Here is a 25414-nt window from a genome sequence, read left to right as displayed (position 1 = left end):
CAGACAGGCTGGTAGAAGGTGGGGCGGGGAGAGACAGAGCGAGACAGTGCCCCTTGGATATACCTTGACACGAAGACGGCCCTTGGCCTGCGTTTCCGCAGGCCAAGGGCCGTTTCTTTCACGTGGCGGCGCCAGGATTCGAACCTGGGTAGGCTAAGCCGACGGATTTACAGTCCGCTCCCATTGGCCACTCGGGCACACCGCCATGGGAAATCGCCCGGCCCCTGGGGGGTCGTCGGACACTGCGTGTCGTGCAGTGTTCCGTGGCGACGACGTAAACGATACCCGATGTGCGGGGGTGCTCCGCCACCGGATTGATCAGCCCTCGGGGCGGGGGCAGCCCGTAGGCTTGCCCGCGTGGTCCGGGAGCCGGGCCGCGTGATTCCGCATCTCGATACAAGGAGCCACAGCACATGGCCGACTCCAGTTTCGACATCGTCTCGAAGGTCGAGCGGCAGGAGGTCGACAACGCCCTCAACCAGGCCGCCAAGGAGATCTCCCAGCGCTACGACTTCAAGAACGTCGGAGCTTCCATCTCCTGGTCGGGCGAGAAGATCCTGATGCAGGCGAACTCGGAGGAGCGGGTCTCCGCGATCCTCGACGTGTTCCAGTCGAAGCTGATCAAGCGGGGTATCTCGCTGAAGGCCCTGGACGCCGGCGAGCCGCAGCTCTCGGGCAAGGAGTACAAGATCTTCGCCTCCATCGAGGAGGGGATCAGCCAGGAGAACGCCAAGAAGGTCGCGAAGATCATCCGCGATGAGGGTCCCAAGGGCGTCAAGGCGCAGGTGCAGGGCGAGGAGCTGCGGGTCAGCTCCAAGAGCCGGGACGACCTCCAGGCCGTGATCGCGCTGCTGAAGGGCCAGGACTTCGACTTCGCGCTCCAGTTCGTCAACTACCGCTGAACCGACCGGCCGGGGCACACGGCCGAGCGCCGTCTGCCCCGCCGTACCGGGACGGCCGGCAGACGCACGGGCGGACTCACCGAGGTGCGAGACCGGCGCTCCGCGGAGGTGGGGCGTGATGTCCGATTCCCGCCAGCACCGGTCGCTCACAGGGCGCAGACTCGAAGGCGTACAGCAGTCATCGGCGCTCCGAGGAGAGGACCGAGCCATGGCCATCACCACGGCGACCCCCGCCGCACCGTCCCCGTCCACCGGCACGGCAGCACCCAGGCTCTGGGCGAGTCTCGGCAGCCCGCTCGGGGAGTTGTTGCTGGTCGGCGTGGAGTCGGCCACCGCTCCCGGCGGGACCGCGCTGGTCTCGCTCTCGCTGCCCGGGCAGAAGGGCGCCGCGACCGTGCAGGAGGGCTGGCGCCATGAGCCCGCTGCCTTTACGGAGATCGCCGCACAGCTGGCCGCGTACTTCGACGGCAGGCTGACCCGCTTCGCCGTGGAGTACGCCGACGAAGGCACCGACTTCCAGCGGCGGGTCTGGCGGGCGGTCGACGCCGTTCCGCATGGAACAACCACCACCTATGGGGAGATCGCCCGGCGGATCGGGGCCTCGGGCGCGGCCGTACGCGCGGTGGGCACCGCCATCGGGCGCAATCCGCTGCTGGTGGTCAGGCCCTGTCACCGGATCGTCGGGGCGGACGGCGGGCTGCGGGGGTACGCGGCGGGGCTGGAGCGCAAGGAACACCTCCTGGTGCTTGAGGGCGCGCCGGTGTCATGAGCGCGCGGTCCGGGGGAATCCGGGGCGTCGGGGGGACCCCCGCGCAGCCGGGCGCGGGGGAAGGGGCCGGGGAGCTCTTTCCGAGGGAACCGGCGGTGATCGCACCCGGCGCGGTGCATGTGCCGGGCTGGCTGTCGGTGGAGCGGCAGCGGGAGCTGGTCGAGGCCTGCCGGGGGTGGGCTCGCGGCCCGGTGCCGCTGCGCCGGACCGTGCTTCCCGGTGGCGGTGTGATGTCGGTGCGGACGGTATGTCTCGGCTGGCACTGGCAGCCGTACCGATACAGCCGCACCGCCGATGATGTGAACGGCGCTCGGGTCGCCGATCTCCCGGACTGGCTGGTGGAGTGGGGCCGTTCGGCGCTGGCGGCGGCGCACGGTATCGGGGCGGGTGGTGGTGGACCGTCAGAAGCCGCCACCGGCGCGGGAGGCGCGGGCTATACCCCGGACACGGCGCTCATCAACTTCTACGACGGCGCCGCCCGGATGGGGATGCATCAGGACAAGGAGGAGCGGTCGGGGGCTCCGGTGGTCTCTCTGAGCATCGGGGACCGCTGTGTCTTCCGGCTGGGCAATAGCGAGACCCGGGGAAGGCCCTATACCGATGTGGAGTTGGCGTCCGGGGACCTGTTCGTCTTCGGCGGGCCTTCTCGGTTTGCGTACCACGGGGTGCCGAAGGTGTATCCCGGGACGGCCGATCCCCGGTGCGGGCTGCGGACGGGACGGCTGAACATCACCCTGCGCGAGACGGGCCTGTCGGTGGCCGACTGACCCCGGTGGAAGGGCGGTCGGCCGGCGAGGGGCAGGTCAGCGGGAGCGGGAGTGGCCGAAGAGCAGCCGGTATCCGATGAGCAGCACCAGGGAGCCGCCTATCGCGGCTATCCAGGTCGGCCCGTCGAAGAACTGCTTGCTGATGGACCGGTCGAAGAACTCGGCAGAGATCCAGCCGCCCAGCGAAGCGCCGACGACCCCGAGGAGGGTCGTGATGATCAGGCCGCCCGGGTCGCGGCCCGGCAGCAGCAGTTTGGCTATGGCTCCGGCGAGCAGCCCGAGGACGATCCAGCCGAGAACGCTCATGCTGTGAACTTCCTTCCGTCCATATGGCGCGCCCCTGTAGTGGCGGCGCGGTTTCCGCGGTCTCTCGCAGGCGATGACGCCGGATGGCCGGCGGGGGGTTGCGAGCGGTCGGTCGAGTGGGACGCGTCTGTTACACCCTGGTCAACGTGTTCCTGACCGGCTTCTATCCCGCACTCGGGTGAATACACCCGTTCGAGTGAGGAAGACGGGATCGAACGGGTGCGGCGCGCACACCGGGACCGGTGGCGGGCGGTGGGCGCCCGGGCGTCAGCGGACGGCGAAGGGCTGGTCGGAGGGGACGATCTCCTTGCCGAGCGGCATCAGCGAGACCGGGATCAGCTTGAAGTTCGCCAGACCCAGCGGGATACCGATGATGGTCAGGCAGAGGACGACGCCGGTGACGATATGGCCGAGGGCCAGCCACCAGCCGGCCAGGACCAGCCAGAGGACGTTGCCGATGCACGAGGGGGCACCCGCGTCGGGGCGGTCGACGACGGTGTGGCCGAAGGGCCAGAGGGCGTAGACGCCGATTCTGAAGGCGGCGATGCCGAAGGGGATGCCGATGATCGTGATGCAGAGCAGGACGCCCGCGAGCAGATAGCCGAGGAACATCCAGAAGCCGCAGAGTATGAGCCAGATGATGTTGAGGACGGTCTTCATGGCTGCCTACCTGCCATCTCTTCGAGTCGGGCGATGCGCTCGGCCATGGGCGGATGCGTGGAGAAGAGCTTGGCGCCCCGGCCCGGGCGGAAAGGATTGGCGATCATCATGTGGCTCGCCGTCTCCAGCCGGGGCTCGGGCGGCAGCGGAAGCTGCTTGGTCCCGGCGTCCAGCTTGCGCAGGGCGCTGGCGAGGGCGAGCGGGTCGCCGGTGAGCCGGGCGCCCGAGGCATCGGCCTCGTACTCCCGGGAACGGCTGACGGCGAGCTGGATGATGGCGGCCGCCACCGGGCCGAGGATCATGATCAGCAGCATGCCGAGCAGTCCGGGGCCGTCGTCGTCGGAGCGGCCGACGGGGATCAGCCAGGCGAAGTTCACCAGGAACATCACGACGGAGGCGAGGGCTCCGGCGACCGAGGAGATCAGGATGTCGCGGTTGTAGACATGGCTGAGCTCGTGGCCGATGACGCCGCGCAGCTCGCGTTCGTCGAGGATCCGGAGGATGCCTTCCGTACAGCAGACGGCGGCGTTGCGCGGATTGCGGCCGGTCGCGAAGGCGTTCGGTGCCTGGGTGGGGGAAATGTACAGACGGGGCATGGGCTGGCGGGCGGCCGTCGAGAGTTCGCGGACCATGCGGTAGAGCGCGGGGGCCTCGAATTCGCTGACGGGGCGGGCGCGCATGGCGCGCAGGGCCAGCTTGTCGCTGTTCCAGTAGGCGTACGCGTTGGTGGCGAGCGCCACGAAGAGCGCGACGATCAGTCCCGTACGGCCGAAGAAACTGCCGATGACGAGAATGAGTGCGGACAGTCCCCCGAGGAGTACGGCGGTCTTCAGCCCGTTGTGCCGGCGGTGCACGGTACGCCCTCCAGATGGTGCGGCAGGGGAACCCCTTACTGGTGGTGCTCCACCCTCCAGTGGACCCTTCTGTACTGGTCAACGCCAGGCGAAGGGGGCGAGTTCCCCGGCCGCCCGGGCACCGGGGCGGTCCGATCGGGTGAGCGGCGGCGGCCGTGCCGCTCAGAAGAGTCCGGTCGCCGCGAACCGGAGGACGAGCTGGGGATAGCCGGAGAGCAGGATTCCGGCGGTGGCCGTCAGGGCGAGGGCGACGGCGAAGGGTGCGGGCACGGCGGCGGTCGCGGTAGCTGCGGTTCCGGGGGCCGTGGCCGGGGCGGGGGCGGGTTCGGGGGTGCGGAAGAGGATCGCGGTCCACCGCAGGTAGTAGACGAGGCCGAGGGCGACGTTGATGCCCATGAGGACGGCCAGCCAGCCCAGACCGGCGTCCACGGCCGAGGAGAACACCGTCACCTTCGCGAAGAGGCCGATGATGCCCGGCGGCAGCCCGGCCAGGCACAGCAGGAAGAAGCCCATGGTCAGGGCGGTGAGCGGATGGGTGGCGTACAGCCCTCGGTAGTCGGAGATCCGGTTGAGCCGGTGGGTGCGGGCGACGAGCGCGACGACGGCGAAGGCGCCGAGGTTCACGACCGCGTACATCAGGGCGTACGCGACGGTGGAGCCGATCTGGTCGTCGCTGGAGTATCCGGCCGCGGCGACGGGGACCAGGAGGAAGCCTGCCTGGGCGACGGAGGACCAGGCCAGCAGGCGTACGGCGCTGAGGGGGCGGTCGGCGCGCTGGCGCAGGGCCGCGACGTTGCCCGCGGTCATGGTGAGGGCGGCGAGTACGGCGATCGCCGGGCCCCAGACGTCGGCGTATCCGGGGAAGGCGATCACGGCGACGAGGATCAGCCCGGAGAAGCCGACCGCCTTGCCGACGACCGACAGATAGGCGGCGACGGGCAGGGGTGCGCCGACGTAGGTGTCGGGGACCCAGAAGTGGAAGGGGACGGCGGCGGTCTTGAAGGCGAAGCCGATGAGGGTGAGGGCGACGCCGGTCCTGGCCAGGGTGTCCAGTTCGCCGGGGACGTTCGCGGTCGCGATCCGGGTGAGGTGGAGGCTGCCCGCCGACGCATAGACGAAGCTGACGCCGAGGAGGGTCACGGCGGTCGCGGTGACCGAGGTCAGGAAGAACTTCAGGGCCGCCTCGCTGGAGCGGCGGTCCCCGCGGCGCAGTCCGACGAGGGCGAAGGCGGGCAGGGAGGCCACTTCGAGGGCGACAACAAGAGTGGCGAGGTCGCGGGAGGCGGGCAGCAGGGCGGCTCCGGCCGCGGAGGACAGCAGCAGGAACCAGAACTCGCCCGCGGGGAGCCGGTGGCGGGTCTCGCGGAGGGAGAGCAGTGCGGTCAGCAGAGCGCCGCCGAGGACCAGCAACTGGATGGCCAGGGTGAAGCGGTCGGCGACGTAGCTGCAGGTGGCGGTGGACGTGGTGAGGCAGAACGTCCGGCTGTCGCCGCTGCGCAGGGGGGCGAGGGCGGCGATCGCGGCGAGCAGGCCCGCGACGGCGCCGAGGCCGAGGAGGCCCTTGCGGTGTGCGGGGACGAAGAGGTCGGCGACGAGGATCAGCAGGCCGGTGACGGCCGCGATGACCGGTGGCGCGATGGTGACCCAGTCGACGTTCTGGACGAGGCTGGCGACCCCGGCGTCCGCGGCGATGGGGATGGCGAGGGTCACGACGAGCCTCCCGAGAGGAGCTTCTGCACGGCCGGGTCGGTGAGGCCGAGGAGGACCGCGGGCCAGAGTCCGGCGAGGACGGTGAGGGCGACGAGCGGGGTCCACGCGGCGAGCTCGTAGCCGTGGACGTCCGGTACGGCCCGGGTGTCCGGTCCGGCGGGGGCGGGGACGCCCATGCAGACGCGGCGGACGACGATCAGGAGGTACGCGGCGGTGAGGAGGGTGCCGAAGCCGCCGATCACCATGAAGGTGAGGAAGGCGGGGCGGTTGAGGCCTTCCGCCGGGTCGAAGGCGCCGAAGAGCGCCAGCATCTCGCCCCAGAATCCGGCCAGGCCGGGGAGTCCGAGGGAGGCGACGGCGGCGAAGGCGAGGAGGGCGCCGAGGCGGGGGGTGCGGCCGTAGAGCGCGGCGCCGGTGGCTCCGGCGAGGGTGTCGAGGTCGGCGGTGCCGTACCGGTCCTTGACCGCTCCGACCAGGAAGAACAGCAGGCCGGTGATGAGGCCGTGGGCGATGTTGGCGAAGAGGGCGCCGTTCACGCCGGTCGGGGTCATGGTGGCGATGCCGAGGAGGACGAAGCCCATGTGGCCGACGGACGAGTAGGCGATCAGCCGCTTGAGGTCGCCGGAGGCGCCGTTGCGGGCGAGGGCGAGGCAGGCGAGGGATCCGTAGACGATGCCGACGGCGGCGAAGGCGGCGAGATAGGGCGCGAAGGTCCGCATGCCGTCGGGCGCGGTCGGGAGCACGATCCGGACGAATCCGTACGTGCCCATCTTCAGCATGACTCCGGCGAGGAGGACGGAGCCGACGGTCGGGGCGGCGGTGTGGGCGGCGGGCAGCCAGCTGTGCAGCGGCCACATCGGGGTCTTCACGGCGAGGCCGATGCCGATCGCCAGAACCGCGATGACCTGCGTGGACGTACTGAGTCCACGGCCGTTGTCAGTGGCGAGTGCCACCATGTCGAAGGTGTCGGCCTTCAGGCCGATCAGCAGGAAGCCGAGCAGCATGACGACCGAGCCGAGCAGCGTGAAGAGGATGAACTTCCAGGCGGCGGTCCGCCGCTCCTCGCCGCCCCAGCGGGCGATGAGGAAGTACATCGGGATGAGCACCGTCTCGAAGGCCAGGAAGAACAGCAGCAGGTCGAGCACTGCGAAGGTGGCGAGGGTGCCCGTTTCGAGGACGAGCAGCAGCGCTACGAACGCCTTGGGGGAGGGCCCGGAGGGCGGCTTGAAGTACGTGTAGAGCGCGCAGAGGAAGGTCAGCAACGCGGTCAGGAGCAGAAGGGGCAGGGAGATGCCGTCGACACCGAGGTGGATGCGTACGCCGAGGGCGGGGATCCAGCTGATGTCCGTGGTCGCCTGCATCCTCGACGGCTGGTCGTGGTCGAAGCCTGCGGCGAGGACCACGGCGGCGAGGAGGACGGCTCCGGTGACGGTGACGCCGTGGCGGAGCACGGCCTGTTCGGGGCTGCGGCCGCGCAGGCCCGGCGGGGCGGGCAGCAGGGCCGCGGCGGCGCCGATGAGGGGGACGGCGACGATGAACGCGAGAAGGGCCTGCATCACGGATTCGCTGATATCAATCACGGCTCAGGACCCCGCGTTCGTGGTGGAGAGGACGACAACGGCGATCACCAGGGCGGCGCTGCCGGCGAGCAGCCAGCTCACATAGGTCTGGACGTTGCCGGTCTGGGCGCGGCGGACGAGCCGTCCGAGGCCGTTCGCGCCGAGGGCCGTACCGCGGACGTAGGTGTCGATCACCTCGCGGTCGAGGAAGCGGACCAGCTCCGCGCCGGCGAGGACGGGGCGGACGAACAGCCTGTGGTAGACGGCGTCGAGGTGGAAGCCGGTGGCCGCATGGCGGTGGAGCGGGCCGAGCAGGAGCCGGCCGGGGTCCGCCGGGTCGGGGGCGGCGGCGACGGAGCCGTAGGCCGGGGCGTGGGCGGCGATGGTCTCGGCTTCGACGGCCGACGGCGGGGCGTCGGGGTGGGCCGCGTGGGCGGCGGCGGTCGTCCGGTCCGGGAGGGCCTCGGCGCGGGAGCGCAGGGAGCGCCAGGCGGCGTAGGTGAGCAGTCCGCCGATGAGGGCGGTGCCGGTGCCGAGGACGGCGGTGGTCACCGTGGGGGCCAGCCCCTGGTCGTCGAACCAGCCGTCGAACCAGCCGAAGGTGATGCCGAATCCGAGGGAGGGGATCGCGAGCAGCCAGAGGACGGAGGTCATGGCGAGGGGTTCCCGGCCGTGGTCGGGGGCTTCGGGGCCGTGGCCGCGGAAGGCCAGTAGCCAGAGCCGGGTCGCGTAGGCGGCGGTGAGGAGGGCGGTTACCAGTCCGGCGATCAGGACGGTCCAGCCCGCGGCACCGGGCGCGGTGCCCGATTCGCCGAGCGCGGTGTGCTCGGCGGCGACGAGGACGGCTTCCTTGGAGAAGAAGCCCGCGAAGGGAGGGATGGCGGCGAGCGCGAGGAGGGCGACGGTCATCGTCCAGTAGGCGTCCGGGGCGCGCCGGGGCAGGCCGCTCGTCCGGGACATCGCGGCCAGGGAGTTGGTGCCGGCGGCGTGGATGACCACTCCGGCGGCGAGGAACAGCAGTGCCTTGAAAGCGCCGTGGGACAGGAGGTGGAAGACGGCGGCGCCGCGGTCGCCGACGGCGAGGGCGCCCGCCATGTATCCGAGCTGGCCGATGGTCGAGTAGGCGAGGACGCGTTTGATGTCGTCCTGTGCGAGGGCGGCCAGACCGGAGCCGACCATGGTGACGGCGGCCATGACGGCCAGCACGGTGAGCGCGGCGGCGGAGGCGGCGAAGACGGGGAGGAGCCGGGCGATGAAGTAGATACCGGCGGCGACCATCGTCGCGGCGTGGATCAGTGCGGAGACGGGGGTCGGGCCCGCCATCGCGTCGGGCAGCCAGACGTGCAGGGGGAACTGCGCGGACTTGCCCGCGACGCCGGCGAGGAGCAGCAGCGCCACCAGGGTGGGGTGGTCCAGGCCGCCGGTGGCGACGGTGTCCAGGATGCCGGTGATCCGGAAGGTGCCCGCGTCGGTGGCGAGGGCGAACAGACCGATCAGGAAGGGGACGTCGCCGAGCTTGGTGACCAGGAAGGCCTTCAGGGACGCGGCCCGTGCTTCGGGTGTCTCCCAGTAGTGGCCGACGAGGAAGTACGAGCAGATGCCCATGATCTCCCAGCCGACCAGGAGCACCATCAGGTCGCCGGAGTAGACGACGAGCAGCATCGCGGAGGTGAAGAGGGAGACCAGCGCGGCGTAGGAGGGGTAGCGGGGGTCGTCGCGCAGATAGGCGGTCGAGTAGATCTGCACGCAGGACGCCACGACCCCGACGAGGACGGCGACGAGGACCGCGAAGCCGTCGAGGTAGAGGGCGAGGTCGATGGGGACGGAGCCGGTGGGGGTGAGCCGGGTCGCCGCGGAGATCGGTTCCCCGCCGCCCTGCCGGACGGCGACGACGGCCGCGAGGGCTGCCGCGGCCAGAGTCGGCAGCACGGCCAGCGGGCGGACGAAGCCGGGGGCGGTGCGTCCGAGCAGCAATCCGGCGACGGCCCCGAGGAAGGGCAGAAGGGGGACGAGGACGGCGAGGGCGATGGTGGTCACGCGGTGGCCTCGGCCTTCTGCGTCGCCGGGACATCGGCGGCGGCGGCCGCGTCGGGATGGTCGGGGTCGTACCCGGAATCGTCGGGGCCGTCGGGGTGCTCGGCGGTGTCGCGGAGCCGGTCGATGTCGGACGAGCCGCGGTTGCGGTAGACCATCAGCACGATCGCCAGGCCGATGCCGATCTCGGCGGCCGCGATGGCGATGGTGAAGAGGGCGAGGGCCTGACCGGAGTGGAGGGTGTCGCGGAGCCAGACGTCGAAGGCGACCAGGTTGAGGTTGACGGCGTTGAGCATCAGCTCGACGGACATCAGGACGAGGATCGCGTTGCGGCGGGCGAGGACGCCGTAGATGCCGATGCAGAAGAGGAGGACGGAGAGCACGGCGGGGTAGGCGAGATGCATCAGTTCTCCCCCTCGGTCACCGGGCCGGTGGCGGATCCGTCGGCGCGGCGGCGCGGGGTCCCGGCCGCGGGCGGGGACTTGGGGCCGGGAGCGGTGTCCCTCGCAGCGCGGGTGGGGCCGGTGGCGCTGGTGCCGCCCGTGTTGCCGGTGCCGGTGCTGGTGCCGGTGCCGCCGGTGTTGGTGGTGTCGTCGCTGTGCCTGCGGGACAGGACGATCGCGCCGACGAGGGCCGCGAGGAGCAGGACGGACAGGGCTTCGAAGGGGAGCACCCAGTGCCGGAAGAGGATCTCGCCCGCAGTCGCCGTGGAGCCCTGGGCGGGGCCGTCGAGGTCGATCCACGTGGTGCGGAAGGCGTCCACGACCACCCAGACCAGGGCGACCGCAGCGATTCCGGCGACGCCGACGGCCACTGCCCGGTTGCCCGAGTCGGCGTCCGGGGAGCGCCCGATCGGGGCCTTGGTGAGCATCAGTCCGAAGAGGAGGAGGACGACGACGGAACCGACGTAGATGAGGACCTGCACCCAGGCGATGAACTCGGCCGTCAGCAGCAGGTACTCGATGGCGAGGCCGCCGAGGGCGACGACGAGCCAGAGGGCGGCGTGGATCAGTTGGCGGGTGGTGACGGTCATGACGGCGGCGCCGAGGGTCACCAGACCGACGAGGAGGAAGGCGATCTCGACGCCGGTGGGCGAGAGGAAGCCCTGGGGTGCGGCGGCGGCGAGCGGGATCATTCCGTGCCTCCTTCGCCGGGCGGCGCGGTGGCCGGTCCGGCGGATCCGGGACCGGCGGGGCGGTCGGGGCCGGTGGGACGGTCGGGGCCGGTTTCGCCGCGGCCGGGGCCGGGGCCGGTTTCGGGAGCGGGGCCGGGAGTGGTGGTCTCCTGCGCGCGGGAAGCGGCCTGCTTCTCGACCGTCTTACGGGCCGCCGCGATCTCCTTGGGCTCCTCGGCCGCAGGGTCGAGGGCAGGCGGCGCCGGCACCGTCCACATCCACTCGCGGAGCTTGTCGCGCTCGTGGGTGAGTTCGCGGATGTCGGTCTCCGCGTACTCGAACTCCGGCGACCAGAACAGCGCGTCGAAAGGACACACCTCGATGCAGATACCGCAGTACATGCAGAGGGAGAAGTCGATGGCGAAGCGGTCGAGGACGTTGCGGCTGCGCTCACGGCCGCCGGGCGCGGCCGCCGGGATCGTCTCCTTGTGGGAGTCGATGTAGATGCACCAGTCGGGGCACTCCCGGGCGCACAGCATGCAGACCGTGCAGTTCTCCTCGAACAGGCCGATCACACCGCGGGTACGGGGCGGCAGATCGGGCTGGACTTCCGGATACTGCGCGGTGACGGACTTCCGCATCATCGTGCGCAGGGTCACGGCGAGGCCCTTGGCCAGGCCCGAGCCGGGGATCGGGGGCACGGTCAGATCACCACCTTCACGATGCCCGTGAGGGCGATCTGGGCGAGGGCGAGGGGGACGAGGACGGTCCAGGCGAGCCGCTGGAGCTGGTCCTCCCGCATCCGGGGATAGGACACCCGGAGCCAGATCACGACGAACGCCAGGACCGCGGTCTTGAGCAGGGTCCAGACCCAGCCGAGTCCGTCGGCGCCCATCGGGCCGTGCCAGCCGCCGAGGAAGAGGACGGTGGTCAGTCCGCAGAGCACCACGATCCCCGCGTACTCGGCGAGGAGGAAGAGTGCGAACCGCAGCCCGGTGTACTCGGTGTACGCCCCGAAGATGATCTCCGAGTCGGCGACCGGCATATCGAAGGGAGGGCGCTGGAGTTCGGCGAGACCGGCGACGAAGAAGACGACGGCGCCCATGATCTGCCAGGGCAGCCACCACCACTCGAAGGCGTCCAGGATGCCGGGGAGGGAGACCGTGCCCGCCGCCATGGCGACGGACGCTGCCGCGAGCAGCATCGGCAGTTCGTAGGCGAGCAGCTGGGCGGCGGTGCGCAGCCCGCCGAGGAGGGAGAACTTATTGGCCGAGGCCCAGCCCGCCATCAGCGACCCGAGGACCCCGACGCCCATGATCGCGAGGACGAAGAAGATGCCCGCGTCGACGACCTGGCCGACCGCGCCTTCGCCGGGGCCGATCGGGATCGCGACGAGGACGAGGAGGTAGGGCAGCAGGGCGACGGCGGGCGCGAGCTGGAAGATCCGGCGGTCGGCACCGGCCGGGACCACGTCCTCCTTCTGCGCGAACTTCACGCCGTCGGCGACGAGCTGGGCCCAGCCGTGGAAGCCACCGGCGTACATGGGACCGAGACGGCCCTGCATATGCGCCATGACCTTGTGCTCGGTCTGTCCGATGATCAGCGGGAAGGTCAGAAAGACGACGAAGACGACCAGCAGGCGGACGGCGACGTCGAGGGCGTCGTTCACGCGGGGTCGCCTCCGGCGGTGTCGTCGGGCCCGTCGCCCTCGTCGGGTGCGGTCCGGTGCGGTGGAGTGGGTTTACGGGAGGGGGTACGGGGAGCTTCCGGGGCCGCGGGGGGCCGCGGTTCGGCACGGGGCGCGTCGTCGGCGCTTCCGGTGCCGGGCGCTTCGCCGGTGGGCCCGTCCTGCGGTTCGGGTGCCGGGGTCTCGGGGCCCGTGCCGGATCCGGCGGGCGGGGCGGCTTCCGTCGCCGCTGCGGCGCCCGGCCCGAATTCCGGTTCCGTTTCCGGCTTTGGTTCCGGTTCCGGTTTCGGTTCCGGTTTCGGTTCCGGTTTCGGCTTTGGTTCCGGAGTCGTACGGGCGCCGGGTTCCGGGGCGTCCGCGGCCGCGGTGTCGTCGAAGGCGGGGCGTGCGTGGTGCCAGGGGGCGTCCGTGGCACGGGGGCGGCGGGCCTGCTCCGTACTGGTGTCCTCCGTGGTCCGGTCGGGGCCGGTACCGGGGGCCGGGGCGGGGTCCGTGGGTCCGGCGGAGGGGGGTGCGGTGGCGTCCGTACCGCTGTCGCCGGTGCCGTCGCCGGTGGCAGCGGAGGCTTCCGTACCGCCGTCCGGGGACTGGCTGACGGAGCCGTCGCTCGCGCTGCGCGACCGGCGCGGCGGGCGGGACGCGGTCTCCGGAGCGGACGCCTCCGGCGGCGTGGGCCGGCTTGCGGAGCCCTCACTCGCACTGCGCGCACGGCGCGGGACCGCCGGGCCCTCGGCCGCGCCCGGTGCCTGGCTCGCCGAGCCCTCACCGGCCGTGCGGGTGCGCCGTACGGGCCGGTCACCGGCTGCCGCCGCCGTACGGGGTGTACGGGCGGGGCGGGCCGGGGCCGGGGGCAACTGGCCCTTGAGCGGGCCCCACTCATTGGGGTCGGGGACGCCCGGCGGCAGCATCTGCCGCCGCTTGGGGCCGCCGTGCCCGGCTCCGGACTCGCCCGGCTCCTTGGCACCCGGCCAGGCCTTGACGACCCGGGCCGCGAGGACGAAGTCCTTGCGCAGCGGATGGCCTTCGAAGCCGTCGGGCAGCAGCAGCGGGGCGAGGTGCGGATGGCCGGTGAAGCCGACGCCGAACATCTCGTGCGTCTCGCGCTCGTGCCATTCCGTGCCCGCGTACACCCCCACGGCGGAGGGCAGTACGGGATCCTCGTGCGGGACCGTCGTGCGCAGCAGCAACCGCCGGACCCGGCCGCCGGGCGCCTCCGGGAGGGCCGCGACGTGCGCGCAGACCCGGAAGCCGGTGCCGGGCTCGTCGACGGCGCTCAGCCAGTCGAAGTACGTGCAGCCCAGGGTGGAGCGGGCGGTTTCGAGGGCGTCGAGCCACGATGCGGCCGGTACGTCGACGGTGAGCAGGTCGTACGCGGATTCGGCGGTGGCCTCGGGCCCGAACAGCTCCGTCACGGCGGCCGCGTCGGGGAGGCGGTCGTATGCGGCGGTCACGAGGCACCGCCTTCCGCTGCACCGGGCACGGACGGTGCACCCGGCGCGGGCGGGGCGACCAGCGTGCTGCCCAGTTGGGCCGCGGAGGGCCGGGCCGGGCCCTTCTCGGCGTACCGCTCGCCGAGCGACTCCTGGGCGATCTTCTCCTGGAGCTTCAGGATGCCCTGGAGCAGCGCCTCGGGCCGCGGCGGGCAGCCGGGCACGTACACATCGACGGGGATGATCTGGTCGACGCCCTTGGTGACCGCGTACGAGTCCCAGTACGGGCCGCCGCAGTTGGAGCAGGCGCCGAAGGAGATGACGTACTTGGGCTCGGGCATCTGCTCGTACAGCCGCTTCACGGCCGGGGCCATCTTGTCCGTCACCGTGCCCGAGACGATCATCAGATCGGCCTGGCGGGGGCCGGGTGCGAAGGGGATCACACCGAGCCGGATGAAGTCGTGGCGGGACATCGACGCGGCGATGAACTCGATCGCGCAGCAGGCGAGCCCGAAGTTGAAGACCCAGAGGCTGTAGCGGCGGCCCCAGTTCAGGACGACCTTCATCGGTTCCGGGGCGAGACGGGAGAGGACCCCCAGCCGCTTGGGCTCCGGGAGGAGGACCGGATCCGGCCGGTCGCCGGAAGGCTCCGGCGGACCGGGGAGTTCCGACGGACCCGAGGATTCCGGTGTGCCGGAGGATCCCGGTGTGCCCGTTGATCCCGGTGTTCCGGAGGTTTCCGGTGTTCCGGAGGGTTCCGGTGCACCGGAGGGGGGCGGGGTCACGTCCATGTCAGGACGCCCTTCTTCCATGCGTACAGCAGGCCCACGGCAAGGAAGCCGAGGAAGATGAACATTTCCACGAGGGTCGTCGCGCCGTACCCCGCCGCGGCGAAGACCGTGGCCCAGGGGAACAGGAAGATCGAATCGACGGCGAAGATCACATAGAGGAACGCGTAGACGTAGTAGCGGACCTGGGTGTGGGCCCAGCCCTCGCCGACGGGGTCGACTCCGCATTCGTAGGTGAGCAGTTTCTCCGGAGTCGGGACGACGGGCCGCAGCAGGCGTCCCGCGCCGAAGGCAACGGCCACGAAGATCACGCCGATCAGCGCGAGCAACCCGACTACCGAGTAACCGGCGAAGTAGTCGTCGGCCCGCTCCGCCGCGAGTCCGGCCACGGTCGGTTCCGGCACCTCTGCCCTCGCTCCCTGACCTCGTCCACTGTGAAAGCACGCGGAAACCACGTTCCGTACGCACGGGAGTCTAGGCCCTGTTAAAAGCAACGTAAGCAGTCGCGTCGGCCAAGGGTGGGGTTATCCCTACCGGTATCCGGCGACCTACCCTCATGGCGCCGGGCTGCCCGGCCGGGCAGGCTGACGGGTATGACTGCCGGACATCTCGCATCCCACCCGGCCGGAGGCCCTGAGCAGGGGTCTTCCGGCGATTTCGCGCCCCGCCCCGAAAAGGGGCGCCCGGTGGCCGCCCGTGGGTGGGGCCGCAGGGCCCGGCCCGCTTCGTCCGGCCCGCAGGACAGGTCGAAGGACGGACCGAAGGACAGGCCGCAGGACAGGTGGTCGCAGGACGGGCCCGGGCACGGCCCGGAGCGGCTGCCGTCCCCGGGCTTCGCCTATGACGCGCGCACCTGGAAGGAGGTCGTCCATCTCCTCGCCAATCTGCCGCTGTCGCTGCTGCATTTCGTTTACGTGATCGTCACGATCCTGGTGGGCACGGCACTCTCCCTGACCGTGATCGGACTCCCGGTGCTGGCGACGGGGCTGGCCGGGGCGCGGCTGATCGGCAGATCGGAGCGGGCGAGGGCGCGCCGTCTGCTGGGGGTACGGGTCGACGAGCCCAGCCCGCTGCGCGGCGCGCACCCGGACGACGGGTTCTTCGGCCGGCTGTGGGCGGCCCTGAAGGATCCGGTCGGCTGGCGCGCGGTGCTGTACTGCCTGATACGGCTGCCCTGGGGCGTGGTGACGTTCGTGATCACGCTGCTGGGGGTCGTCCTGCTCTGGCCCGCGCTCGGCCATCTCGCCCGCGGGATGGGGAACGCCGACCGCGTGATGGTACGGGGGCTGCTCTCGCCCTCCGACGAGCTGGAGCGGCGGATCGCCGAGCTGGAGTCGGACCGGGGGATCGTGGTCGACACCGCCGCCGCGGACCTGCGCCGGATCGAACGCGATCTGCACGACGGCGCCCAGGCCAGGCTGGTGGCACTCGCGATGGGGCTGGGGCTGGCGAAGGAGAAGCTGCTGGAGGACCCGGACGCCGCGGCGGTGATGGTCGACGAGGCCCACGGCGAGGTCAAACTCGCCCTCCAGGAGCTGCGCGATCTGGCCCGCGGCATCCACCCGGCCGTCCTCACCGACCGCGGACTCGACGCCGCGCTCTCCTCCGTCGCCTCCCGCTGCACCGTCCCGGTGTCGGTCTCGGTCGAGCTTGCGGAGCGGCCCGCGGCGGCGATCGAAGGAATCGCCTACTTCACCGTCTCGGAGCTGCTGCAGAACGTCAGCAAGCACTCCGGGGCACGGCAGGCGGGGGTCGATGTATGGCGAGTGGAGGGGCGGATGATGCTCCAGGTCACGGATGACGGGAAGGGCGGTGCCCGGCTGGACGGGGGGACGGGCATGGCGGGGCTCGCGGAGCGGCTGGGGGCGGTGGACGGGCTGTTCGTGCTGGAGTCCCCGGTGGGCGGTCCGACGACGGTGACGGTGGAGATCCCGTGGCGCGACCGGGACGCGATGCCGGCCGCGGGTGGCACCGGCAGGGCGTCGGGTGGGCGGGGATAGGGCCGGTCCGGTGGCAGGGTGGGGATAACCCCCCTTTGAAGAGGCCCCCGAACACCATGGTGGGCAGGTCCGGCGGAGAAGCATCCTGGGTGCATGACCGGAGCCCGCCTCGCAGAAGGAACGAACCCGATGGCAACGGAAGATCGAATGCAGCGGTACGAAGGGCACGTCGAGCGCCGTCGTATCGTGCCGTCGGCGCTGCGCGCGCCGTTCGAGGGGCGGACGTGGCGCGAGTTCTGGTACGTGATGCTGAGCCTGCCGGTCAGCATCATCTTCTTCACCTTCGCGGTGACGACGGTCTCGCTGAGCGCCGGGCTGCTGATCACCTTCGTCGGGGTTCCCGTGCTGGCGGCCGCGCTCGCGGGCTGCCGGGCCTTCGGGGCCCTGGAGCGGAGCCGGGCGCGGCTGCTGCTCGATCTCGACGTGGACTCGCCGGAGCCCCTGCGGCCCCGTAGCAACGGGCTGATGTCGTGGATCGGCGCGGTGCTCAAGAGCGGGTCGTCCTGGCGGCATCTGCTCTACTCGCTGCTGCACTTCCCGTGGGCGGTGACGTCCTTCACGGTCGTGCTGACGGCATGGCTCACGGGCTGGTCGCTGCTGCTGTATCCGCTGTGGCGGTGGATGTTCCCGACCTACTGGGACCAGCCGGGCATCATGATCTACGGCGACGGCAAGGACACGGAGCTGTTCCTGGACACGCCGTTCGAGATGGCCGCGACCTCGGTGGCCGGTCTGGCGACGGTGCTGGTCACGGCGTGGCTGATCCGGGGCTTCGCCTACGTGGACCGGATCATGGTCTCGGGGCTGCTGGGGCCGTCGAAGCTGGCGGAGCGGGTGGTGGAGCTGGAGTCGGACCGGGGGATCGTGGTCGACACCGCCGCCGCGGACCTGCGCCGAATAGAGCGTGATCTGCACGACGGCGCCCAGGCCAGGCTGGTGGCCCTCGCCATGGACCTCGGGCTGGCGAAGGAGAAGCTGCTGGAGGACCCGGACGCCGCGGCGGCGATGGTCGACGAGGCCCACGGCGAGGTCAAGATCGCCCTTCAGGAGCTGCGCGATCTGGCCCGCGGTATCCACCCGGCCGTTCTCACCGATCGCGGACTCGACGCCGCGCTCTCCTCCGTCGCCTCCCGCTGCACCGTCCCGGTGTCGGTGGATGTGGATCTGGACTCGCGGCCGGCCGCGGCGATCGAAGGCATCGCCTACTTCACCGTCTCGGAGCTGCTGCAGAACGTCAGCAAGCACTCCCGGGCCCGCAAGGCGACCGTCGAGGTGTGGCGGTCGGAGAACCGGCTCATGATTCAGGTCGGCGACGACGGGCAGGGCGGTGCCGATGTGACCGCGGGCAGTGGGCTCGCGGGGCTGGCGGAGCGGCTGGATTCGGTGGACGGCGTTCTCGCGGTCGACTCCCCGGTCGGCGGGCCGACCACGGTGACCGCGGAGCTGCCCTGGCGGGGGTGACGCCCGGCCGTGCAGGACCGGTGTCCGGCCGCCGGGACAGCCGGGCATCGCCTCGGGCGGCGCGGCCCTTGAGCCGGTGCATTACCGTGCGGCCGTCGCACGGTAATGCACCGGCTCTCCGGCGTACGGTCCCGTAGGGCACCCGCCCCCTTCCCCCGCCAAGCGCAGGTACTCGCCCCGGGGCACTGCGCCCCTTGCCCCCTACACCGTTCCTCTCCGGCCCCCGGTTCCCCCTGAGCCGGTGAGTTATCCACAGGCTTTCCCGGGTCCGTCCCGATACTGGGATGCTGGTGGTCGCAAGCAGACGGGCCGGGACGGATCGAACGTGTGGGGGAACGGGGCTGTGGTGGAAGACAACAGGGTGCGGGTGGTCATCGCCGAGGATTCGGTACTGCTCCGCGAAGGGCTGACGAGGCTGCTGACCGACCGCGGCCATGACGTGGTCGCCGGGGTGGGCGACGGTGACGCGCTGGTCAAGACGGTGGGCGATCTTGCCGCTGCGGGGACGCTGCCGGACGTGGTGGTGGCCGATGTGCGGATGCCGCCGACGCATACGGACGAGGGGGTCCGGGCGGCGGTGCGGCTGCGCCGTGACCATCCGGGCATAGGGGTCCTCGTCCTCTCCCAGTATGTGGAGGAGCGGTACGCGACGGAGCTGCTGGCGGGCAGCAGCCGGGGCGTGGGCTATCTGCTGAAGGACCGGGTCGCCGAGGTCCGCGAGTTCGTGGACGCGGTGGTGCGGGTGGCCGGCGGGGGGACCGCGCTGGACCCCGAGGTCGTGGCCCAGCTGCTGGGCCGCAGCCGTAAGCAGGACGTGCTGGTCAGACTGACACCGCGGGAGCGGGAGGTCCTCGGTCTGATGGCCGAGGGGCGGACGAACTCGGCGATCGCGAAGCAGCTGGTGGTGAGCGAGGGTGCGGTCGAGAAGCACGTGAGCAACATCTTCCAGAAGCTCGGGCTCTCCCCCAGTGACGGGGATCACCGCCGAGTGCTGGCCGTACTCACCTATCTCAATTCCTAGCGGGCTGAGGGCCCGTCAGATACCGCATGGCGGGACGGGTCCTACTACCAAAGTACGAGCCGGGAGTGTCCAGCCCGGCCAACCCCCGAGGCGGGGTGAAGTATGACAGACCAGGACAAAGAGGCGTCTCACATTCCAGTCCAGCATATGAGCGGCACGGGGAAGGTGACCCTTACCGACGTAGGGTTGCTCGTGGAACGGCCAGTGGGACGGCCGGCCCCAGCAGCCGCCTCAAGGGAGGTCCAGTTCAGTGACCAGCCAGGTCAGTAGCCCAGCCGAGCATGCCGACGAGGCCGACGGGGTCAGCGGGGCCGGAGACGCCACCGAGGCGGTTGTCGGTGGACCACGCGCCTCCGCGGCCGGAGCGGGCTCCGCTCCGGCCGGCGGTGAAGGCGTGGCGCCGGTGAAGGAGGTCCGCAAGCTGGACCGGGTGATCATCCGGTTCGCGGGCGACTCCGGTGACGGTATGCAGCTCACGGGAGACCGTTTCACCTCCGAGACCGCTTCCTTCGGGAACGACCTCTCCACGCTGCCGAACTTCCCGGCCGAGATCCGTGCCCCTGCCGGAACCCTGCCCGGCGTCTCCAGCTTCCAGCTGCACTTCGCCGACCACGACATCCTCACCCCCGGCGACGCGCCCAATGTGCTGGTCGCGATGAACCCGGCCGCGCTCAAGGCGAACCTCGCCGATGTGCCGCGCGGTGGCGAGATCATCGTCAACACGGACGAGTTCGCCAAGCGGGCGATGGCCAAGGTCGGCTACGAGGCCTCCCCACTGGAGGACGGCACCCTCGACGCCTACAACGTCCACCCGGTGCCGCTGACGACGCTGACCATCGAGGCGCTGAAGGACTTCGGGCTCTCCCGCAAGGAGGCCGAGCGCAGCAAGAACATGTTCGCGCTGGGGCTGCTGAGCTGGATGTACCACCGCCCCACCGAGGGCACGGAGAGCTTCCTGCGGACCAAGTTCGCCAAGAAGCCGCAGATCGCCGAGGCCAATATCGCCGCCTTCCGGGCCGGCTGGAACTTCGGCGAGACGACGGAGGACTTCGCCGTCTCCTACGAGGTGGCGCCCGCCACCAAGGCCTTCCCCACCGGCACCTACCGGAACATCTCCGGCAACCTCGCCCTCTCACTGGGACTGATCGCCGCCGCCCGGCAGGCGGATCTGCCGCTCTACCTGGGCTCCTACCCGATCACTCCGGCCTCCGACATCCTCCACGAGCTGTCCAAGCACAAGAACTTCGGTGTGCGGACCTTCCAGGCGGAGGACGAGATCGCCGGGATCGGCGCGGCGCTCGGTGCCGCGTTCGGCGGTTCGCTGGCGGTGACGACGACCTCCGGGCCCGGTGTGGCGCTGAAGTCCGAGACGATCGGCCTGGCGGTCTCCCTGGAGCTGCCGCTGCTGATCGTGGACATCCAGCGCGGCGGTCCCTCCACCGGTCTGCCCACCAAGACCGAGCAGGCGGATCTGCTCCAGGCGATGTACGGGCGGAACGGCGAGGCGCCGGTGCCGGTGGTCGCCCCCCGCACGCCCGCCGACTGCTTCGACGCGGCCATCGACGCCGCCCGGATCGCCCTCGCGTACCGGACCCCGGTCTTCCTGCTCTCGGACGGCTATCTGGCCAACGGCTCCGAGCCGTGGCGGGTCCCGGAGCCGGACGAGCTGCCCGATCTGCGGGTCCGCTTCGCGACCGGCCCCAACCACGAACTCGCCGACGGCACCGAGGTCTTCTGGCCCTACAAGCGGGACCCCGAGACGCTGGCCCGCCCCTGGGCCGTGCCAGGCACCCCGGGCCTCGAACACCGGATCGGCGGCATCGAGAAGCAGGACGGCACGGGCAATATCTCGTACGACCCGGCCAACCACGACTTCATGGTCCGCACCCGCCAGGCCAAGATCGACGGAGTCGCCGTGCCCGATCTGGAGGTCGACGACCCGGACGGCGCGACCACCCTGGTGCTCGGCTGGGGCTCGACGTACGGCCCGATCACCGCCGCGGTCCGACGGCTGCGGGCCGCGGGCGAGCCGATCGCCCAGGCCCATCTGCGTCATCTGAACCCCTTCCCGGGGAACCTGGGCGAGGTGCTCGGGCGTTACCGCAAGGTGGTGGTGCCGGAGATGAACCTGGGGCAGCTCGCCACCCTGATCCGGGCGAAGTACCTCGTCGACGCGCACAGCTTCAACCAGGTCAACGGCATGCCGTTCAAGGCCGAGCAGCTGGCCACGGTTCTCAAGGAGGCCATTGATGACTGAGACCGCCGCGCATCCCGCGACCGCGCCGGCGGCTCCGGCCGCCGCGGGTGCCGTGCCCCCCGGGACCGGCGCCGCTTCCGGTCTGCTCTCCCTGGTGCCCAAGGCCGAGGCCAAGCAGTCCATGAAGGACTTCAAGTCGGACCAGGAAGTCCGCTGGTGCCCCGGCTGCGGTGACTACGCGATCCTGGCGGCCGTCCAGGGCTTCATGCCCGAGCTCGGTCTCGCCAAGGAGAACATCGTCTTCGTCTCCGGGATCGGCTGCTCCTCCCGTTTCCCGTACTACATGAACACCTACGGGATGCACTCCATCCACGGCCGGGCGCCGGCCATCGCGACCGGGCTCTCCTCGTCCCGCCGCGATCTGAGCGTCTGGGTGGTCACCGGTGACGGCGACGCGCTCTCCATCGGCGGCAACCACCTCATCCACGCCCTCCGGCGGAACGTCAATCTGAAGATCCTCCTCTTCAACAACCGGATCTACGGACTGACCAAGGGCCAGTACAGCCCCACCTCCGAGGTCGGCAAGATCACCAAGTCGACCCCGATGGGCTCCCTGGACGCCCCCTTCAACCCGGTGTCGCTGGCGCTGGGCGCGGAGGCCACCTTCGTCGCCCGGACGGTCGACTCCGACCGCAAGCACCTCACCTCGGTGCTGCGTGCCGCCGCCGACCACGAGGGCACGGCGCTGGTCGAGATCTACCAGAACTGCAATATCTTCAACGACGGTGCCTTCGAAGTCCTCAAGGACAAGCAGCAGGCCGAGGAGGCGGTGATCCGGCTGGAGCACGGAGAGCCGATCCGCTTCGGCGCCGACGGCGCCAAGGGCGTCGTCCGGAACCAGACGACGGGTGACCTGGAAGTCGTCGAGGTCACCCCGGAGAACGAGTCCCGGATCCTGGTCCACGACGCGCACAGCGCCTCGCCGACCACGGCCTTCGCGCTCTCCCGGCTGGCGGATGCGGACACCCTCCACCACACCCCGATCGGTGTGCTGCGCTCGGTCCGGCGACCGGTGTACGACACGCTGATGGCGGACCAGCTCGACCAGGCCGTCGAGCAGCGGGGCAAGGGCGATCTGGCCTCGCTGCTTGCGGGCAACGACACCTGGACCGTCGTCGGCTGATCCGCCGCGCCGGTCCACCGGGCCCGTTCGGTCCGAAGGAGCCGCCCCCTGCCGCCCACCCGCGGCCGGGGGCGGTTTCCGTTCTCCCCTGCCCGGCGGCCGCCGGGCTCCGACCGGGCCCCGATCGGGCTCCGACGGCGATGCTCCGCGCGGGCCGACGGTGACGGTCCGCCCCGGGCCCTGAACGCCGCGCTCCGGTCATGACCGTATGCCGATACGGGCATGACAGCTCGGGCCGGGTGCGCGTACCGTCGTCGTCGGCAGTATGCGGACAGGCGCACGGGCGACGCACAGGGGCGCGTACCGCGCGGCGGGGGCGGGAGGTCTCAGTGTCAGCGGACGGCGAGCACCGAGCAGGGCTGTTGTACGGGATCGGCGCCTACGGCATGTGGGGCCTGGTCCCGCTCTTCTGGCCGCTGCTGAAACCTGCGGGTGCCACCGAGATCCTCGCCCACCGGATGACCTGGTCGCTGGTCGTCGTGGCACTGGCGCTGCTCGCCCTGAAACGGTGGCAGTGGATACGCGAGCTGCTGCGCGACCGCCGCAAGCTCGGGTTCGTCTCCGTGGCCGCGGTGGTCATCTCCGTCAACTGGGGCGTCTTCATCTGGGCGGTGAACGCGGACCGGGTGGTCGAGGCGTCCCTGGGCTACTTCATCAATCCGCTCGTCACCATCGCGATGGGCGTCCTGCTGCTGAAGGAACAGCTCCGTCCGGTGCAGTGGGCGGCGGTCGGCATCGGTGTCGCAGCGGTCCTGGTCCTGGCGATCGGCTACGGGCAGCCGCCGTGGGTCTCCCTCGTCCTGGCCTTCTCCTTCGCGATCTACGGACTGGCGAAGAAGAAGATCAACATCGGCGGGCTGGAGTCGCTGGCCGCGGAGACCGCCATCCTCTTCGTCCCCGCCCTGGGCTATCTGATCTGGCTGGCGACGCAGGGCGGCCTGGCCTTCGGGCACGAGGGCACCAGGCACGCGCTGCTGCTCGCCGCGACCGGCCTGGTGACCGCCGTACCGCTGATCTGCTTCGGCGCGGCGGCGATCCGGGTCCCGCTGTCGACGCTGGGGATGCTCCAGTATCTGGGCCCGATCATCCAGTTCCTGCTGGGAGTGCTGTACTTCCGCGAGTCGATGCCCGCGGAGCGCTGGGCCGGGTTCACGCTGGTGTGGCTGGCGCTGACCGTACTGACCTGGGACGCCCTGCGGACGGCCCGGCGCACACGGGCCCGGGCGGAGCAGCTGCGGGCGGAGGAACAGCGGACCGGGGCGCAGCCGGCCGGGGCCGCCCTCGCCGCCACGGCTGCCGCAGCAGCGGGCGCCACGGACCCCTCGAACGGTGCTGCCGCAGCAGCGGGCGCGGCGAGCCCTCCGCGTACCGGATCCACCGCCTGAGACCATCCGGCCCGGCACGCCCGCCCCGCCCGGAGCCGGAGCCCTCCGGGCCCCACCGCAGTGGCCCAATCCGTCACCCGAGCGGCCCACCCCGCCCGTCCGCCCCGGGCCGCTGCCCGCCTCCGGTGTTACGACCGGAGGAAGGCGTCCCGGGCCGGCCGGGGCCGTCAGCGGACGGAGCGTGCGGACATGTCCCAGCACCAGCCCCTGGCCCTTTCCGTCGATTTCGGCGCGGGCTTCTCCGAGGCCTGGAACGCGGTGGCCAGATTCATACCCAAGCTCATCGGCTTCCTCGCAGTACTGCTCATCGGCTGGTTCATCGCCAAACTGATCGCCCGGGTGGTGGACAAGCTGCTGCGCAAGGTGGGCTCGGAGAAGCTCGCCGAGCGCAGCGGCGCGGCCCATGCGCTGCGCAACTCCTCCTATGACGCCACCGGCATCCTCACCAAGATCATCTATTACGGGCTGCTGCTGATCGTGCTTCAGCTGGCGTTCGGGGTCTTCGGCCCCAACCCCATCAGCGTGATGATCAACGCCGTGGTCGCCTGGCTGCCGAAGGCCATCGTGGCGCTGGTGATCGTGGTGGTGGCGATGGCCATCGCCCGCGCGGTGCGCGACATCATCAACGACGCGCTCAGCGGCACCTCGTACGGCAAGGTCCTGGCGACCGTCGCCTGGGCGTTCATCGTGGCTCTCGGCGCGATCGCCGCACTGGGCCAGGCGGGGATCGCCACCGCGATCACGGGCCCGCTGCTGCTCGCCGTACTCGGTACGGTCGCGGGCATCCTGATCGTCGGTGTCGGCGGCGGGCTCATCGGGCCGATGCGCTCACGCTGGGAGAACTGGCTCTCGCGGGCCGAGGCGGAGTCCTCCGGCGCGGCCAACAGCATCAGCGCCTATCAGCAGGGCCGGGCGGACGCGGCGTCCGGGCAGCCCGCGCCGGGGGCGCGTACGACCCCGGGCACGACGGGACGGCAGGGTTCCGGCGGAACGGGCCGCCGGGACGACGAGGGCCCGTTCGACCCGATGTAGCCGAAGGCCCGTTCGGCCTGATCCAGGCCGAAGGCCCGTCCGGCCCGATGTGGGGAAGGGCCCGTTCGGCCCGATGTACGCGCCGCGGCTCACCGGGACAGCAGATCGTGCTCGCGCACCAGCCAGCAGATCGCGGTGAGCCGCAGCGACGCGAAGTCGTGCCCGACCGGCTCGGTCCACTCCGTCTCCGTGAGCCAGTCCGTGAACCCGAGGACGTAGTCGGCGAGGTCCTCTCTCCGTACGGCCTCGGAAGCGGCCCATCCGGTACGGGTAGCGGACCCGGCGCCCCGCACGCTCCTGCCGCTCCGCTGCCGGGGCACCAGCGCGTCCCGCACGCTCGCGGCATGCTGATCGACGGCGGCGACGAGCCCCGGGTCGAAGGCGAACTCGGCCAGCCGGGGCAGATAGGACGCCACGACGCCCACCAGCGGGCAGTCGGCGGCCGGTCCCGGGCCGGGCGAGGAGGAGGGATGGTCCATCGTCCCACCGTAAGCGCCGGACAAGAAGGTACAGACGTGACATTCATCGCAGCGTGGTGGGACGGTCCGCGCTGCG

At 71.2% G+C, this 25414-nt stretch carries 24 protein-coding genes and 1 tRNA gene; 10 read left to right on the top strand and 15 right to left on the bottom strand.

The genetic code is table 11. The features are described 5' to 3' along the window. Positions 1-123: 123 nt before the first annotated feature. Positions 124-205, bottom strand: a tRNA-Tyr gene (locus B7R87_RS19745). Between the two features lie 208 nt (positions 206-413). On the opposite strand from B7R87_RS19745, the gene B7R87_RS19740 reads away from it, so the two are divergent. The 3 genes from B7R87_RS19740 to B7R87_RS19730 all read left to right on the top strand — a co-directional run bounded on the left by B7R87_RS19740 (position 414) and on the right by B7R87_RS19730 (position 2438). After that, complete coding sequence (locus tag B7R87_RS19740) at positions 414-902, top strand: YajQ family cyclic di-GMP-binding protein (RefSeq protein WP_006347295.1); 489 nt, start codon at positions 414-416, stop codon at positions 900-902. A 208-nt stretch (positions 903-1110) separates the two neighbouring features. Beyond that, on the top strand, positions 1111-1671 hold the full coding sequence (locus tag B7R87_RS19735) for a methylated-DNA--[protein]-cysteine S-methyltransferase (RefSeq protein ID WP_006347296.1): 561 nt from the start codon (positions 1111-1113) through the stop codon (positions 1669-1671). Then, positions 1668-2438, top strand: coding sequence for an alpha-ketoglutarate-dependent dioxygenase AlkB family protein (locus B7R87_RS19730; protein ID WP_040914900.1), 771 nt, complete (start codon positions 1668-1670; stop codon positions 2436-2438). Before B7R87_RS19735 ends, B7R87_RS19730 begins: the two co-directional genes overlap by 4 nt. A gap of 36 nt (positions 2439-2474) precedes the next feature. Here the strand turns inward: B7R87_RS19730 and B7R87_RS19725 are convergent, their stop codons facing one another. The 13 genes from B7R87_RS19725 to B7R87_RS19665 all read right to left on the bottom strand — a co-directional run bounded on the left by B7R87_RS19725 (position 2475) and on the right by B7R87_RS19665 (position 14984). After that, a complete protein-coding gene (locus tag B7R87_RS19725) occupies positions 2475-2744 on the bottom strand; it encodes a GlsB/YeaQ/YmgE family stress response membrane protein (RefSeq protein WP_006347298.1) in 270 nt (89 codons plus the stop codon). 267 nt (positions 2745-3011) lie between these two features. Continuing rightward, positions 3012-3404, bottom strand: coding sequence for a YccF domain-containing protein (locus B7R87_RS19720; protein ID WP_006347299.1), 393 nt, complete (start codon positions 3402-3404; stop codon positions 3012-3014). Beyond that, entirely contained in the window at positions 3401-4258 is an 858-nt protein-coding gene (htpX, locus tag B7R87_RS19715) for a zinc metalloprotease HtpX (protein ID WP_006347300.1), read from the bottom strand. The genes B7R87_RS19720 and htpX overlap by 4 nt, the downstream gene beginning before the upstream one ends. A gap of 162 nt (positions 4259-4420) precedes the next feature. Next, entirely contained in the window at positions 4421-5968 is a 1548-nt protein-coding gene (locus tag B7R87_RS19710) for an NADH-quinone oxidoreductase subunit N (protein ID WP_006347301.1), read from the bottom strand. Further along, a complete protein-coding gene (locus B7R87_RS19705) occupies positions 5965-7548 on the bottom strand; it encodes a complex I subunit 4 family protein (RefSeq protein WP_006347302.1) in 1584 nt (527 codons plus the stop codon). The genes B7R87_RS19710 and B7R87_RS19705 overlap by 4 nt, the downstream gene beginning before the upstream one ends. A gap of 3 nt (positions 7549-7551) precedes the next feature. After that, complete coding sequence (locus B7R87_RS19700; protein ID WP_130584909.1) at positions 7552-9564, bottom strand: NADH-quinone oxidoreductase subunit 5 family protein; 2013 nt, start codon at positions 9562-9564, stop codon at positions 7552-7554. Then, positions 9561-9965 (bottom strand): NADH-quinone oxidoreductase subunit NuoK, encoded by a 405-nt coding sequence (gene nuoK / locus B7R87_RS19695; protein ID WP_006347305.1) that lies wholly within the window; start codon positions 9963-9965, stop codon positions 9561-9563. Before nuoK ends, B7R87_RS19700 begins: the two co-directional genes overlap by 4 nt. Then, on the bottom strand, positions 9965-10696 hold the full coding sequence (locus B7R87_RS19690) for an NADH-quinone oxidoreductase subunit J family protein (RefSeq protein ID WP_006347306.1): 732 nt from the start codon (positions 10694-10696) through the stop codon (positions 9965-9967). Before B7R87_RS19690 ends, nuoK begins: the two co-directional genes overlap by 1 nt. Then, positions 10693-11376, bottom strand: a complete 684-nt coding sequence (locus B7R87_RS19685; protein WP_006347307.1) for a NuoI/complex I 23 kDa subunit family protein — start codon at positions 11374-11376, stop codon at positions 10693-10695. Before B7R87_RS19685 ends, B7R87_RS19690 begins: the two co-directional genes overlap by 4 nt. A gap of 2 nt (positions 11377-11378) precedes the next feature. Next, complete coding sequence (locus B7R87_RS19680; RefSeq protein WP_006347308.1) at positions 11379-12344, bottom strand: complex I subunit 1/NuoH family protein; 966 nt, start codon at positions 12342-12344, stop codon at positions 11379-11381. After that, positions 12341-13813, bottom strand: a complete 1473-nt coding sequence (locus B7R87_RS33680) for an NADH-quinone oxidoreductase subunit C (RefSeq protein WP_233168882.1) — start codon at positions 13811-13813, stop codon at positions 12341-12343. Before B7R87_RS33680 ends, B7R87_RS19680 begins: the two co-directional genes overlap by 4 nt. After that, positions 13810-14583, bottom strand: a complete 774-nt coding sequence (gene nuoB, locus B7R87_RS19670; RefSeq protein ID WP_006347310.1) for an NADH-quinone oxidoreductase subunit B — start codon at positions 14581-14583, stop codon at positions 13810-13812. The genes B7R87_RS33680 and nuoB overlap by 4 nt, the downstream gene beginning before the upstream one ends. After that, complete coding sequence (locus B7R87_RS19665; protein WP_006347311.1) at positions 14574-14984, bottom strand: NADH-quinone oxidoreductase subunit A; 411 nt, start codon at positions 14982-14984, stop codon at positions 14574-14576. Before B7R87_RS19665 ends, nuoB begins: the two co-directional genes overlap by 10 nt. A gap of 282 nt (positions 14985-15266) precedes the next feature. Here B7R87_RS19665 and B7R87_RS19660 point away from each other — a divergent pair, with 282 nt between their 5' ends. From B7R87_RS19660 to B7R87_RS19630, 7 genes are all read left to right on the top strand, one after another. Beyond that, the gene (locus B7R87_RS19660; protein WP_006347312.1) at positions 15267-16580 is read left to right on the top strand and encodes a sensor histidine kinase; all 1314 of its coding nucleotides are present in this window, start codon (positions 15267-15269) and stop codon (positions 16578-16580) included. 129 nt (positions 16581-16709) lie between these two features. Continuing rightward, a complete protein-coding gene (locus B7R87_RS19655) occupies positions 16710-18041 on the top strand; it encodes a sensor histidine kinase (protein ID WP_040914915.1) in 1332 nt (443 codons plus the stop codon). Positions 18042-18402: 361 nt separating this feature from the next. Beyond that, positions 18403-19062, top strand: a complete 660-nt coding sequence (locus tag B7R87_RS19650) for a response regulator transcription factor (protein WP_006347314.1) — start codon at positions 18403-18405, stop codon at positions 19060-19062. Positions 19063-19312: 250 nt separating this feature from the next. After that, positions 19313-21319, top strand: coding sequence for a 2-oxoacid:acceptor oxidoreductase subunit alpha (locus B7R87_RS19645; protein WP_006347315.1), 2007 nt, complete (start codon positions 19313-19315; stop codon positions 21317-21319). Then, entirely contained in the window at positions 21312-22442 is a 1131-nt protein-coding gene (locus B7R87_RS19640) for a 2-oxoacid:ferredoxin oxidoreductase subunit beta (protein ID WP_006347316.1), read from the top strand. The genes B7R87_RS19645 and B7R87_RS19640 overlap by 8 nt, the downstream gene beginning before the upstream one ends. A gap of 329 nt (positions 22443-22771) precedes the next feature. Beyond that, positions 22772-23827, top strand: coding sequence for an EamA family transporter RarD (gene rarD, locus B7R87_RS19635; RefSeq protein ID WP_040914918.1), 1056 nt, complete (start codon positions 22772-22774; stop codon positions 23825-23827). A 189-nt stretch (positions 23828-24016) separates the two neighbouring features. Then, positions 24017-24859, top strand: coding sequence for a mechanosensitive ion channel family protein (locus B7R87_RS19630; RefSeq protein WP_006347318.1), 843 nt, complete (start codon positions 24017-24019; stop codon positions 24857-24859). Between the two features lie 89 nt (positions 24860-24948). On the opposite strand, the gene B7R87_RS19625 is transcribed toward B7R87_RS19630, so the two are convergent. Continuing rightward, positions 24949-25338, bottom strand: a complete 390-nt coding sequence (locus B7R87_RS19625) for a DUF6401 family natural product biosynthesis protein (protein WP_006347319.1) — start codon at positions 25336-25338, stop codon at positions 24949-24951. Between the last annotated feature and the right edge of the window lie 76 nt (positions 25339-25414).

The organism is Streptomyces tsukubensis (assembly GCF_003932715.1).
Classification (GTDB): Bacteria; Actinomycetota; Actinomycetes; order Streptomycetales; family Streptomycetaceae; genus Streptomyces; species Streptomyces tsukubensis.
The sequence above is the reverse complement of the archived record's forward strand: the minus strand, read 5'-3'. Positions and strand labels throughout refer to the sequence as shown.